This window comes from Rhizobium sp. CFBP 13644 (genome assembly GCF_014842165.1).
GTDB lineage: Bacteria > Pseudomonadota > Alphaproteobacteria > Rhizobiales > Rhizobiaceae > Agrobacterium > Agrobacterium tumefaciens_C.
This window is the reverse complement of record NZ_JACYVF010000004.1, coordinates 284,143-297,870: the sequence shown is the minus strand read 5'-3', so window position 1 is coordinate 297,870 and position 13,728 is coordinate 284,143. Positions and strand designations below refer to the sequence as shown.

9 protein-coding genes are annotated in these 13,728 nt (G+C 57.0%); 6 read left to right on the top strand and 3 right to left on the bottom strand.

The annotated features are described in order from the left end of the window. The first annotated feature begins 33 nt into the window (after positions 1-33). On the top strand, positions 34-690 hold the full coding sequence (locus IFT53_RS13835) for a metal-binding protein ZinT (RefSeq protein ID WP_192065409.1): 657 nt from the start codon (positions 34-36) through the stop codon (positions 688-690). Positions 691-760: 70 nt separating this feature from the next. Here IFT53_RS13835 and hemA read toward each other — a convergent pair whose 3' ends face one another. After that, entirely contained in the window at positions 761-1,978 is a 1,218-nt protein-coding gene (hemA, locus tag IFT53_RS13830; RefSeq protein WP_192065407.1) for a 5-aminolevulinate synthase, read from the bottom strand. Positions 1,979-2,353: 375 nt separating this feature from the next. Between hemA and IFT53_RS13825 the strand changes: the two genes are divergently transcribed. The 5 genes from IFT53_RS13825 to IFT53_RS13805 all read left to right on the top strand — a co-directional run bounded on the left by IFT53_RS13825 (position 2,354) and on the right by IFT53_RS13805 (position 11,659). Next, positions 2,354-2,605, top strand: a complete 252-nt coding sequence (locus IFT53_RS13825; protein ID WP_042620082.1) for a YMGG-like glycine zipper-containing protein — start codon at positions 2,354-2,356, stop codon at positions 2,603-2,605. 172 nt (positions 2,606-2,777) lie between these two features. After that, on the top strand, positions 2,778-4,703 hold the full coding sequence (locus tag IFT53_RS13820; protein ID WP_192065405.1) for an autotransporter assembly complex protein TamA: 1,926 nt from the start codon (positions 2,778-2,780) through the stop codon (positions 4,701-4,703). Between the two features lie 40 nt (positions 4,704-4,743). Next, a complete protein-coding gene (locus IFT53_RS13815; protein ID WP_192065404.1) occupies positions 4,744-8,904 on the top strand; it encodes a translocation/assembly module TamB domain-containing protein in 4,161 nt (1,386 codons plus the stop codon). 219 nt (positions 8,905-9,123) lie between these two features. Beyond that, positions 9,124-9,600: a chemotaxis protein CheW gene (locus IFT53_RS13810; protein WP_042620080.1), complete on the top strand. Its 477-nt coding sequence runs from the start codon at positions 9,124-9,126 to the stop codon at positions 9,598-9,600. A 298-nt stretch (positions 9,601-9,898) separates the two neighbouring features. Further along, positions 9,899-11,659 (top strand): methyl-accepting chemotaxis protein, encoded by a 1,761-nt coding sequence (locus tag IFT53_RS13805; protein WP_192065402.1) that lies wholly within the window; start codon positions 9,899-9,901, stop codon positions 11,657-11,659. A 69-nt stretch (positions 11,660-11,728) separates the two neighbouring features. Here IFT53_RS13805 and IFT53_RS13800 read toward each other — a convergent pair whose 3' ends face one another. Together IFT53_RS13800 and IFT53_RS13795 are read right to left on the bottom strand one after the other, a co-directional pair. Beyond that, on the bottom strand, positions 11,729-13,384 hold the full coding sequence (locus tag IFT53_RS13800; protein ID WP_192065400.1) for an OFA family MFS transporter: 1,656 nt from the start codon (positions 13,382-13,384) through the stop codon (positions 11,729-11,731). Between the two features lie 15 nt (positions 13,385-13,399). Continuing rightward, on the bottom strand, positions 13,400-13,600 hold the full coding sequence (locus IFT53_RS13795; protein ID WP_192065399.1) for a hypothetical protein: 201 nt from the start codon (positions 13,598-13,600) through the stop codon (positions 13,400-13,402). Positions 13,601-13,728 lie beyond the last annotated feature (128 nt).

Genomic DNA, 13,728 nt, shown 5'->3' with positions numbered 1-13,728 from the left:
GATGATGACCATGAACGATTTGAGGGACCCCTAATGATCAGCAGACACGCCATAGCGCTATCGATCGGAACCACGTTGCTTTTGACCACGGCTGCCATGGCAGACAACCACAAGGGACATTCCCACAGCCACGCGCATGACCATTCCAAGGCCGCGAACGATATCTACAAGGGCTATTTCGAAGATGGTCAGGTTAAGCCACGCGATCTTTCCGATTGGGAAGGCGACTGGCAGTCGGTTTACCCCTATCTGCTTGATGGCTCGCTGGACCCGGTTATGGCGCACAAGGCTGAGCATGGCACCAAGACCGCCAAGGAACATCGCGACGACTACGCCATCGGTTACAAGACCGACGTAGAGCGCATTGTCATCAAGGGCGAAGATGTCACCTTCTATCGCGACGGCAAGCCGCTAGAGGCCAAATACGCATCGGACGGGCTGGAAATCCTGAAGTACAAGAAGGGTAATCGCGGGGTCCGGTACATTTTCAAGAAGACCACAGGCGACGCTTCCGCTCCGCAGTTCATACAGTTCAGCGATCACACAATCGCGCCGCAAAAAGCGGGCCATTACCATCTTTTCTGGGGCAACGACCGCAGCACCGTTCTGGCCGAGCTCACCAACTGGCCGACCTATTATCCTGCCACGCTGAATGCAAAGCAGATTGTCGATGAGATGCTCGAACACTAGCATCTGAAAGAAGAAAGGCCGCGACTTGGATCCGTCGCGGCCTTTGCTCAATCTATCATTTCAGCAGGTATCAGGCGACGGCTCTTGCAAGCGCGCAACGCGACCAGAGCTGATGCAATGCACCCACAAGACGCTCCAGATCAGCATCGCTGTGCAGCGGCGTCGGCGTGATGCGCAGGCGTTCTGTCTTGCGCGGTACAGTCGGATAGTTGATCGGCTGCACGTAAACGCCGTGATCATCAAGAAGAATATCCGAAATCCATTTGCACTTGGCCGCATCGCCCACCATCACAGGCACGATGTGGCTTGGATTGTGAATGTGTGGAATGCCACTGGAATCCAGCATCTGCCGCAGGGTACGCACCCGCTCCTGATGGCGAACCCGCTCAAACGGACTAGCCTTCAAATGCCGGATCGAGGCGACAGCACCGGCAGCAAGAGACGGCGGAAGTGCGGTTGTAAAGATAAAGCCTGAGGCGAAAGACCGGATGAAATCACACAGGGCGTGAGAGGCGGCGATGTAGCCACCCATGACACCGAAAGCCTTGCCGAGTGTGCCTTCGATAATCGTGAGGCGATCCATCAGACCTTCACGTTCAGCAATGCCACCGCCGCGTGGGCCGTACATGCCAACGGCATGCACTTCATCCAGATAGGTCATCGCGCCATATTGGTCAGCCAGATCGCAGATTTCCTTGATCGGCGAAATATCGCCGTCCATGGAGTAGACCGATTCGAAGGCGATCAGCTTCGGCGCTGCCGGATCGGCGGCCTTCAGCTTGGCTTCGAGGTCCTGAAGATCGTTGTGCTTCCAGATGACCTTCTCACAACGGCCATAGCGGATGCCTTCAATCATGGAGGCATGGTTAAGGGCGTCGGAAAAAATGATCAGCCCGGGAATCTTCTGACCAAGCGTGCCGAGCGTCGCCCAGTTGGAAATGTAGCCGGAGGTAAAGACGAGCGCCGATTCTTTTCCATGCAGGTCCGCGAGCTCGCGCTCAAGCTGAACATGATGGTGGTTGGTGCCCGAGATATTCCGGGTGCCTCCCGCACCCGCGCCACAGTGATCGATGGCGGCTTTCATCGCTTCCACGACTTTGGGGTTCTGGCCCATGCCGAGATAGTCGTTTGAGCACCAGACAGTTACGTCCTGCTTGTCGCCACTGGCGGTATAGCGCGTTGCCCGAGGGAAATTTCCCTGCTGCCGTTCAAGATCGGCAAACACGCGGTATCGACCCTCCGAATGCAAACCATCCAGCTCGGTCTTGAAATATGCCTCGAAGTCCATTCCATGCTCCAGAATTCTTAACGTACGTTGTCGGCTCACCTCCTTGAACCGTCAACCCCATCGACGCTGTTTGTCGAAAACTGCGTCAATTCGCCCCTACATTTGAACCATTCTAAGCATAACTATAAGATAATTGGTAAACCGCAAAATTGATTCACATCAAACCAGCGGCAAAATGGAACTTTTTTCGCCGCACCCCGTTCAGCAGTCACAATCGATTGGGGATGGGGAGCGTTGCCTGCCAAGGGGGCTTCCATAAGAACATTCGAGTTGTTAGATATCTGTTGCGGTCGGAGGTAGCAGTCGCCGCAGATAACCCATGGGACGCCTACCAAAAGAGCTAGAAAAGCTCGAATGTAACGTTGGAGAGAGTTCATGAAAAAGGCTATTATTTTCGCCGTCATCGGTTTGACGCTTGCAGGCTGCACGCAGACTGAAAAGGGCGCATCGATTGGTGCAGTTTCCGGCGCAGTCATCGGCGGCGCAGTCACCGGCAACGTACGCGGCGCAGCCGTCGGCGCTGCAATCGGTGGCGTTGGTGGTGCGTTGATCGGCAATGCTTCCGAGCCAGGCTATTGCTACTACCGCGACCAGTACGGTCAGCGTTACACGGCTCGTTGCCGCTAATTACGCCTTTATTGGCACAGAAAGAAGCCCCGGTTCGCCGGGGCTTTTGCGTTTGCAGGGCCCAAAATGTGCTTTTTCAGGTGCCATATCATTAAGTTTATGATTAAACTTGAATATTAACGGACGGGAAACCACTGGCTTCGATAGTACATGCTCAACCATAAAGAAGCGTATGCCAAAACGACGGACTGACCCAAAGATGAGTATTGCGTTCTGGAAGGCTGGCACCGCGATGGCGGTTGCGGCGTCAATCGTAATGTATCCGGGCTTCGCTCGTAACGCCTACGCCTTCAAGATATTTGGCATCACGCTTTTCGGCTCTGACGAGGAAGAGCAACAGGTTCTCGATCCGGTCACCTTCGCGGTAACCCTGAATGCGCCGGGTGCCGACACGAAGCTTGAGCAGAGCCTTAACAACAGTTCCCTTCTGGCAGCCGAGCCGGAAAAACCGGCATCGGGCGATCTTGGTCTTCTGATTCGCGCGCGTGATGACCGGGAGCGCCTGGTCGCAGCACTTTATGAAAACGCCCGCTATGGCGGCACGGTCAAGATTACCGTGGCCGGGCAAGATATCGACTCCATACCGCCTAACCCCACATTTAACCGCTCCGCACCCGTGCCTGTGGTCATCGACGTGACGCCCGGCCCGGTGTTTACGCTGGGCAATGTCAGGCTGGAGGGGGATGTTGCAGGACGGGATCTGGAGCAATACGGCCTTGTCACGGGCGGTGATGCGGGATCGCTCGCCATCATCAAAGCGGGCAACAAACTGGTTGAAGACCTGAAGGCTGAAGGTCGTCCTCTTGCAGCTCTGACCACCCGGCAGGCCGTCGCCAACCATGCCAACAATTCGGTCGATCTGACCATGGCTGCGGAAGGTGGACCTGTCGCACCGCTTGGCGATGTCTCCATCAAAGGCCCACGCACTGTGGATGCAGACTTCATCCGGCGCTACTCGCGGCTCAATGGTGGCGAAGCCTATTCCCCGGAGAAATTGCGCAAGGCAGCAGACCGTCTGCGCAAGCTCAGCGTCTTTTCCAGCGTCAGCATCAAGGAAGCGTCCGCACTGGCGCCCAACGGATCAATACCACTGACAATTGAAGTGTCGGAGGGAAAGCACCGCTATCTGGGCGTCGGCGCTCAATACTCGACCACCGAAGGCATTGGCCTGCAAGGCTATTGGGGCCATCGCAATCTGTTCGGGCGGGCCGAATCGCTGCGCATCGAAGGTGCGGTATCGCGTCTGGGCGAGGCCTCCAACGCAAAGGATATGGATTATTCGGCAGGGATAATCTTTACCAAGCCCGGCGTCATCACGCCGGAAACGACGTTTACGGCAAGCCTCAAGGCCAAGACCGAGCATCCGGATAGCTACGACGCCCGATCCGTCACCGGCTATGCGGGCTTTTCCTATGAGTTCAACGATTACGACACTGCATCCGCCGGATTTGAAGTGGAATGGACGGATACCGAGGATGCGTTCGGCACCAACCAGTATCTGACAACATCCGTTCCGCTGGAATTCGTGCGCGACATGCGTGACGACAAGCTGAACCCGACCGAGGGCTTCAGGGCTGCGGTTTCAGCCAAGCCCAGTTTTGAAGCCTTGAACGGGACGATCTTCTCGACCTTTGAAGGCTCCACGACCGGATATAAGGGGCTGGGATCAGACGATCAGGTGGTGCTGGCCGGCAAAATCGCAGGCGGCGTGCTGATTGGGGCAAGTTCGCTGGAAGATGTACCCGCCACTCGGCGCTTTTATGCCGGCGGCGGCGGCTCGGTTCGCGGCTACAGCTACCAGGAAATTTCGCCCTATAATGATGCGGGCGAGGCCACCGGCGGACGCTCTTACATCGTCAGCTCGGTGGAAGCGCGCATCAAAGTCACGGAAACCATCGGGCTCGTGCCGTTCGTTGATGCCGGTGTCGTCTCGTCGGATTTCGCACCTGATTTCTCCGACTTCCGCGCTGGCGCGGGTCTCGGCCTTCGATATGCAACGCCATTCGGACCCTTGCGTCTTGATGTCGCCATGCCTCTCAAGAAATATGAGGGTGGAAGCAGCTTTGGCATTTATGCCGGCATCGGCCAGTCCTTCTAAGGACAGCAGCCTTTCGCAACCAGCAGAGTGATGACGCTTGATGACCGCATTGATCCGATTGTTGACCTCAATCATCTACGTCGCCCTTGGCGTCGTGGGTCTGCTGTTGGTGGCCGTCCTTCTCGTCGGCCTGACACCGACAGGCGCACAATTTGCGGCATCACGGGTCTCAACTCTCATTTCCTCACCGGACCAAACCATCACCCTTTCCGCACCATCAGGCCTGCTAACGGGCAATCTGCGTCTGGCGCAGGTGACGATTGCCGACCGTGAAGGCACCTATGCGCAATTGAACGGCGTGGAAGTGGACTGGGCGCCTCTGGACCTGCTGCGCGGCACGTTTCACGCACACCGAATCAGCGCTGCGAATATCAGCCTCGACAGAGCGCCCCTTCCACCCAGCGAGCCGCAGCCAGAAAGTTCAGGCGGGTTTTCCCTCCCGGTCGAGATCGCCATTGATGATCTGGCATTGCCGGATATCAGGCTCGGCGAAAAACTCGCTGGCCGCGCATTCGAACTGGCCGCCAAAGGTCAGGGCACGGCGACGAGCAGCAAGATCACACTCCTTCTGACCGCCAATCGCAAGGATGAGCCTAACGCGCAGGTCAAGGCGGATATTGTTTTTGCGCCTGAAGACAATGTGCTGAAGCTTGACGCTTCCTTAAGTGAACCGCAAGGCGGCCTGCTGGCTACGCTTCTGCGCTTACCAAACGCGCCAGCCGTTGCGCTGGACCTGAAGGGCCAGGGCGCACTTTCCGACTGGACAGGGACGCTGACTGGCAATGTTGCAGGCAACCCGGTGCTTGACGTGACAGGTCGCCATCAACTCTTAAGCGACAACACAAGGCGGCTCGAACTGCATGGCGGCGGACAGCCTGACATGCTGCTGCCACCACTTCTGCGCCAGCTGTTTGAAGGCCAGACGAAGCTTGACCTTGCAGCCAGCATCGCACCCGGCGGGCGGATCAGTGTTGAAAGTGGAAATCTTGAAACCGGCAAGCTTTTGCTGACAGCATCCGGTGCTATCGATCAGCAGGGCCAGAATGACCTCTCGGCCAATCTCATCGGCACGAATGGGCCGGTTGATATCCGTCTGCCGCTTGAAGGCGGTGAGATTGCTGCGCTCGTCAACGGCATCGACCTCTCCCTACGCGGCAATGCCACAGCCGCAAAGCTTGGCCTGTCCGCATCTCTGCGCTCGTTGGCTGCACCCCAGGGCCGCGTGGAAGACGTCAAGCTCACCGCAAGCAGTGAAGATCTCAATCTGGCCAACCAGACGGGTACGGTCAAGACATCGCTCAGCATTGCGCAATCCGCCATGACCGCACCGGACCTCGAAAGAGCCATCAAGGCCCCATTGACGCTGAATGCGCCGTTGCGCATTTCCCCGCAGAGCATCGCATTCGAAGGCGTGACACTGGAAAGTGCGAGCATCGGCGGCACCGGCAGCGGCACCTATGACCTCACGGCCAAAACCATCGCCACAAATCTGCGGCTGTTCGTGCTTCCCGCCGTTCTGCCACCAGCCCTTGCTGAGAAATTCGACACGACCATAGCCATCGATGCCTATGTCAACAGCACGATCGGCGGCCGCACGAGCGTCGAAAATCTCGTCGTCAAATCCGGCACGCTGGAGGCCAATGGCGATGTTTCGCTTGAAAACGGCACCGTGGCGGCAAAGCTCGGCGGGCGATTGCCAGCGCTGGAAAAACTCACCCCGCAGGCATCCGGTGCACTCGGCTTTTCGCTCGAAGCTCAGGGACCACTCACGGCTGCCGATTTCCAGCTGAGCCTCAATTCGGCCAAAGCGACACTGGCAGGCCGCGCTCTGGAGGCGCTAAACGTTTCTGCGAGCGGAAAAGCCGACCTCAACGCTCCCCAGGCAAAGCTGCAGGCAAGCGGGTCGCTGGATGGTCAGGTCATCGATGCAACGGGCGAACTCGTTCAGGGCGAAAACGGAACCGCCATTCCGCAGCTCAACGTTACGGTCGGGCGCAATGTGCTGACCGGCCAGCTTCAGTTCACACCCGACTTCCTCCCAAGCGGCAAACTCGCCTTCGACTTCCCGGACCTTTCGCTTCTGGCGGCGCTTGCAGCGCAGCAGGCCAACGGTGATATCAAAGGCAACATCGAGCTATCCAATGCGGGCGGAAAAATAGCGGCGATCATCGGCGCTTCCGGTGACGCCGTTGGACAGGGTACGGCAGCCGTTTCAAAATTCGTGGCCGACCTCAAGGTGGACGATCTGCAAGCACTCGCCGTCAACGGCACGGTGCAGGCACAAGCAATCAATGCCGGTGCTGTCGCCATTTCGGGCTTGAACCTTGATATCAACCACTCAGGCACGGCCACGGCCTTCGACCTTAATGCCCGATATGACAACGCGCCGCTGATCCTGAAGGGCAGCGCCGATACGGGCGGTGGCGCCATCGCGGTCAAGATCGACGCCTTGTCGGCGACCCCACGCGGCATTCCGGTCAAGCTCGCGCAGCCGACGGCCATCGCAGTCGAGGCAGGATCTGCACGCCTTTCAGGCATTGTCATCCAGACCGGAAACGGACGCGTTGAGGTCAGCGGTACAGCTGGATCGACGCTTAATCTGAATACTAATATTCGCGCCCTCCCCGCCAATCTGGCAAATGCGTTTTCTCCCGGCCTTGATGCAGCCGGAACAATTTCCGGCACAGTCGTCGCCAAGGGACCTGCATCCGATCCTGCTGTCGATTATGATCTGACATGGTCCGACGCGGCAGTCAGCCAGACGCGCGCTGCCGGGCTCGGTGCCCTCGGCATCAAGGCCAATGGCCGCTTTGCTGGCGGCACGTTGCGCCTGGACACCAATGTGACCGGACAGGGCGGTCTAGCCCTTTCCGGTGGTGGCACGCTGGGTGTTGGCGGCAACCGGCCCATTTCAATGGCATTCCGGGGCAACCTGCCCTTCGGTGCAGTCGCCGCACAAACCGCCGCACAAGGCTTTGATGTTGAAGGCAAGGCCTCGCTCGATGTCAAAATCGACGGCACTGTCGCCGCCCCGCTCATCAGCGGCAGCGTGACGACAGATGGCACACGCGTGACGGATGTGCGCAGAAACCTCACGGTCAACAATCTCGGCGCTACGATCAATTTCCAGCGCGATCAGGCAACGATCTCGCGCCTGACAGGCAAATTGGCTGGCGGCGGCACCGTTTCAGGTACGGGCTCGGTTGGCATCACGCCCGGTTCCGGGTTTCCGGCTGACCTGACGATCACGCTCAATCGCGCCGCCTATAATGACGGTACGTTGTTCACAACCGTTGCCAGCGGCACATTGACGCTCAAGGGTCCCGTTTTGAACGGACCTGTTCTGGGGGGCACCATCACACTTGAAAAAAGTGCGATCACAATTCCGGAACGCCTGCCCGCTTCGCTTTCCCAGATCAACATCAAACACAAGAATGCGCCGCCAGCCGTTCGGGCCCAGGACCGGGAAATCAATTCCGACAAGGGTGGCTCTGGCAGTTCCTCTCCCATAGCGCTCGATCTTCAGATCAACGCGCCCAGCGGCATATTCGTGCGTGGTCGCGGCATCGATGCCGAGTTGACGGGCAGCCTGACGGTACGCGGCACAGCGGCTGCTCCCGCCGTTTCCGGCGGCTTTGAAATGAAGCGTGGCCGGCTGGAAATCCTGACCCGCCGCCTCGATTTCACCACCGGCGACATAACCTTTGGCGGCGGCCTTGTGCCGGTTCTCAACATGGCGGCGGAATCGACCGCAGGCTCGACCACGGTCACCGTATCGGTGACAGGGAACGCAAACGACCCGGCATTCGGCTTTACCTCGTCCCCTGCCCTTCCGCAGGACGAGGTCATGGCGCAGCTGATTTTTGGCCAATCCATGTCGAAGCTCTCGGCGTTGCAGATTGCCCGGCTGGCAGATGCGGCGGGGCAACTGGCGGGTGGGCGGTCCACATCGCTGTTTGATAGCTTGCGCAGCAATCTTGGCATCGACGATCTGGATATCTCCACTGACTCAGAAGGTCAGGCCAGGGTGTCGGCGGGCAAGTATCTCAATGACAAGACCTACCTGGAGCTGGAACAAAGCGGCAGTTCCGGTGCCAAGGCCATCATCAATCTGGATGTCGGGCGCGGCGTAAAGCTGCGCGGCGAGGCAGGCGGCGATGGCGAAGGTGCAGCGGGCATATTCTACGAAAAAGAATATTGATAGGCTGGAACACGCCAGCGAAAGACTTCCGCATGGCGCATATATTCTGAGAACTTGTTAACGCAGTTTAGATTTGAGAAACATATTTCTGTTAACACTGAGCGGATGAAGCCGGGACTACCATCCCGGTTGTTCGTACACCAGGCAGGAAGCCAAAGTCCGGATACGCTAGCGTCGGTGCGCTTGCACAGCCCAGAACAAAGATTGGGAAGAATTCTGATGGTTACGATTACTTCAACAAACTTCGGCGGCGATACCCTCGAGATTATCGCGTTTCGTCTGCACGATCAGGAGTTCTGCGTCAAAACGACCACGATCCGTGAGATCCGCGGCTGGGCTCCTTCCACTCCTCTTCCACACGCACCGAAGGACGTCATCGGCGTGATGAACCTTCGCGGCTCGGTTATTCCAATTATCGATCTCGCCTACAAGCTTGGCATGAAGAGCACCGTTGCCAATGAGCGCAGCGCGATTGTCGTGGCAGAAGTTCATAACATGGTCATCGGCATGCTGGTGGATCGCGTTTCAGACATTCTGACCATTCCTGCAAGCCAGGTTCAGCCGGTTCCGGAAGTGTCTGCATCGTTCGACAAGTCCTTCTCCGAAGGCATCATTGCCAATGAGCATGGTATGATCTGCTTCCTAAACCTCGCCAAGATGTTCAAGGGTTCGGATCTGGACGATCTGGCCGCATAAGCACCAGGCTCCACAGGACTTCACTATCAAAAACGCTGCCCGACATCGGGCGGCGTTTTTTCGTTTGCTCGTAATAACAACAAAAGGTGACGCACTATAATTATAGAATAAAACTAATAAAATAACGGATAAATTTGATTGTTATAGACATATACTTATTTTGACTAACTAATAAATCAAAAATTAATGCGCGTGATGTTTAATACAACCTAGAAGACATAAGAAGCTGACAACTCTACGAAACACACGCGGATACTGATGCGTACTGCCGCGGCATGACAGCTCATTGGGAGATCATATGCTTTGGCTTGGGAAAAACGCGGATGCCCGCCACGTTCTGGAAGCTCTATCGAGCTCTCAGGCCGTGATCGAGTTCGACCTTAAAGGTAACATCCTCAACGCGAACAAGAATTTCTGTTCAGCGCTGGGTTATGAACTCTCCGAAATCATTGGCAAACATCACCGCATATTCTGCGACAAGGACTATGTCGCTTCTCCAACATATGCCAATTTCTGGGCTTCCCTCGCAAAAGGCAAATATGATGCCGGTGAGTACAAGCGCATCCGCAAGGATGGCAGCGAGGCATGGATCGAAGCGTCCTACAATCCGGTGTTTCGTGGCGGGCGGCCCTACAAAGTCGTCAAGACTGCGACCGTCATTACCGAGAAAAAGGTCAAGGCTGCGGAAGACAACAGCAAACTGGAAGCGATTTCACGTTCGCAAGCCATGATCGAGTTCAAGCCGACGGGCGAAATCATCACCGCGAATGAGAATTTCTGCAATGCCATGAAATATAGCCTTGGCGATATTGTCGGCAAACATCATAGAATCTTCTGCGATCCTGCCTACACGGCCTCCAGTAAATATGTGGATTTCTGGGAGCGACTGGCAAAGGGCGAATTCATCTCCGATGAGTTTGTGCGCTTCGCGAAAAACGGTCAGGAGGTCTGGATTCAGGCCGCTTACAATCCGATTCTCGATAGCAGCGGGAAAGTCGTCAAGGTCGTCAAATTCGCCACCGATGTCACCCCACGCATGAGCGCCATATCCACATTGGCCGATGCGCTGCGCATGCTGGCAGACGGTGAGTTGCGCCAGCACCTCGACAAGCCCTTCGTTCCCAGCATGGAAAAGCTGAGGGGGGATTTCAACGACGTGATCGAAAAACTGCGCTCCACCATGCAGACCGTCGCACAAAACTCCGCAACCATTGCCTCCGGCTCGGCCGAAATCCGCACAGGCGCAGACCAACTCGCCACCCGCACAGAGCAGCAAGCAGCTTCGCTTGAAGAAACGGCGGCGGCGCTGGAAGAGATTACCACCGCGGTCAAAGATTCGAGTATGCGGGCCGATGAGGCTGGAAAGCTTGTGGTCTCCACCAAGAAAAGCGCTGAAGTGTCAGGTTCTATCGTGCACCGCGCTATCGGCGCTATGGACGAGATTTCCCAATCCTCTGGCCAGATCACCAATATCATTGGCGTTATCGACGACATCGCCTTTCAGACCAACCTTTTGGCACTGAACGCTGGCGTAGAAGCAGCAAGAGCAGGTGAGGCTGGCAAGGGCTTTGCTGTGGTTGCACAGGAAGTGCGTGAGCTCGCGCAACGCTCGGCAAGTGCCGCTAAGGAAATCAAGAACCTCATCAACACCTCGCGCCAGCAAGTTGCCAACGGTGTCAATCTTGTTGGCCAGACAGGCGATGCCCTCAAAGACATTGTCAATCAGGTCGGGCTCATTGAAATGAATGTTTCCGCTATCGTCGACGCATCAAAAGAACAGGCAAATGGCTTGGCTGAGATCAACGAAGCGGTCAACTTGATGGACCAGGCGACACAGAAAAACGCTGCGATGGTGGAAGAAACCAATGCGGCAAGCCATGGCCTGGCGCGTGAAGCAGAAAGCCTTCGTCAGTTGCTGCTCCAGTTCAATGTGGGCAACGACACATCGCGTGCCTCACAATCGACGCCGGTTGCGCAACCAAAGGCGCCATCGAGGCCCAGAGTGGCTGCTGCCTCCCGGGGATCTGCTGCGGCGGCTCCGCAATGGTCTGAGTTCTGAGCATCGACCGAACCCATGAAAAAAGGCGGCCCTAAAGCCGCCTTTTCCCGTTTTAAAGTGCCTGTGCGATCAGGTGAACAGAACGAATGTCTTCTGCAGGGTGATCCAGATACCCCAGACGATCGGAATACCGACGACTGCCCAGGCAATCAGGGCCTTGGCGTCAAAGCCGCCCTTGCCGATGCCGAAGGAGCCTGTTGGACCGCTGCTGGCAGCACTCGTCTTGGCCTGAAGGGCTGCGACTTCCTCGTCGGACATGTACCACTTGTCTTCCAGGGGCTTGACCATGAGGTTGGCGATAAGACCCAGCACCAGCATTCCCGCCAGAATATACATCGTGAAATCGTAGACCTGGGCGCGCGGAATGCCCGCAGCGATCTGTGCTTCACGAATATAGTTGACGACGACAGGACCAATGATACCCGCTGTTGCCCATGCCGTCAGCAGACGACCGTGGATCGCGCCCACGAACTGCGTGCCAAAGATATCGGCAAGGTAAGCCGGGATCGTCGCAAAGCCACCGCCATACATCGAAACGATGATGCAAAGCATGCCGACAAACAGCGCCTTGTTGCCGAGACCTGCAGCCCATGGCGACAGGGCGTAAAGGAAGATGCCAAGTGCAAAGAACGTGAAGTAGGTTGCCTTGCGGCCGATGCGGTCAGACAACGACGCCCAGAAGAAACGGCCAGCAATGTTGAAGACAGACAGCAAACCAGTGAAGCCAGCCGCAATCGCTGCGATCTGACCCAGTTGCTCCGGCGTCAGATCTGCAAACTTCACGTCTGGAAGACCGATCAGCGAACCAGCGAAGATTTCCTGCAGCATGGGCGATGCCATGCCGAGAACGCCGATACCCGCCGAAACGTTGAGGCAGAGAACAAGCCAGATCATCCAGAACTGCTTCGTCTTGTGCGCGTTTTTGAGGTGCACGTGACGGGTCGTGATCATGGAGTTCTTGGCAGCCGGTGCAGTCCAACCTTCAGGCTTCCAGCCAGCAGGAGGAATACGGTAGCCAAATGCACCAGCCATCATGAAGACGAAATAGATCGCCGCCATGACGAGGAAGGTTTCCCACACGCCGATGGACACATCGGTGCGGAAATGGCGCATCAGCGCATCCGCAAGCGGTGCACCAATCATCGCGCCGCCACCGAAGCCCATGATGGCCATGCCGGTCGCCATGCCGCGACGGTCAGGGAACCACTTGATCAGGGTCGATACGGGGGAGATATAGCCCAGACCAAGGCCGATACCGCCGATGACGCCAGCGCCGAACCACATCAGCCACAACTGGTGCGTCATGATACCGACAGATGCAATGGCCATGCCACCGCACCAGCAGATAGCCGATACGAAACCGGCCTTGCGCGGGCCAGCGCGTTCCAGCCAGCCGCCCCAGATGGCAGCCGAGCAGCCAAGCAGAACGAAGAACAGCGTGTAGATCCAGCCAAGGTCGCTGACGCGCCAATCGCAGGTCGTCGTAAACAGTGCAGATGCCAGGTTAAGGTCGGCGCAGGCCACGGTCGAGGTAATGCCGATGGCCTTCGTCAATGGCAGCCAGAAAACCGAGAAACCGTAAGCCATGCCGATGCAAAGGTGAATGGCAAGCGCTGCCGGTGGAACCAGCCAGCGGTTGAAGCCAGGTTTTGCGATAATTCTTTCGCGGTCCAGAAGACCTGCACCCGCAGCCCCCGGCGCGAATGTTTCGTTCGTCGCAGTCATTGTGTGTCCCTCCATTCACGACGCGAAGCCGTGAATTTCGATGTTGTTATTCGTCTCGTGGTCGGCCGCGTGGCCTGCAAGAACAAGCAGGCCACGCGGTTTTCCTTCCGAAACAATGTCCCAAGCCCACAGACCGGATTGCGCGGCGGCTCCTTCTTCGGGACGCTCACACGCAAAGGCCATTTGTGTTGCCAACAACGACACAGCAAATTGCATGCCAGATTATAAAGTCATACATTTCAATGAGATGAGAACAGAGCCATCAAGCCGTCAGACAACTTGTCCACGCTGCCGCGACAAAATGTCCATAATTCCGCTTGGATTTCGCCGTATTTTACGAGGCT

What these genes read in the sequence shown, in the direction of transcription:
- IFT53_RS13835 (WP_192065409.1), top strand. Translation starts at nt 34, where the DNA reads ATGATCAGCAGACACGCCATAGCGCTATCGATCGGAACCACGTTGCTT.
- IFT53_RS13800 (WP_192065400.1), bottom strand. Translation starts at nt 13,384, where the DNA reads ATGACTGCGACGAACGAAACATTCGCGCCGGGGGCTGCGGGTGCAGGT.
- IFT53_RS13820 (WP_192065405.1), top strand. Translation starts at nt 2,778, where the DNA reads ATGCCAAAACGACGGACTGACCCAAAGATGAGTATTGCGTTCTGGAAG.
- IFT53_RS13815 (WP_192065404.1), top strand. Translation starts at nt 4,744, where the DNA reads ATGACCGCATTGATCCGATTGTTGACCTCAATCATCTACGTCGCCCTT.
- hemA (WP_192065407.1), bottom strand. Translation starts at nt 1,978, where the DNA reads ATGGACTTCGAGGCATATTTCAAGACCGAGCTGGATGGTTTGCATTCG.
- IFT53_RS13825 (WP_042620082.1), top strand. Translation starts at nt 2,354, where the DNA reads ATGAAAAAGGCTATTATTTTCGCCGTCATCGGTTTGACGCTTGCAGGC.
- IFT53_RS13805 (WP_192065402.1), top strand. Translation starts at nt 9,899, where the DNA reads ATGCTTTGGCTTGGGAAAAACGCGGATGCCCGCCACGTTCTGGAAGCT.
- IFT53_RS13810 (WP_042620080.1), top strand. Translation starts at nt 9,124, where the DNA reads ATGGTTACGATTACTTCAACAAACTTCGGCGGCGATACCCTCGAGATT.
- IFT53_RS13795 (WP_192065399.1), bottom strand. Translation starts at nt 13,600, where the DNA reads ATGCAATTTGCTGTGTCGTTGTTGGCAACACAAATGGCCTTTGCGTGT.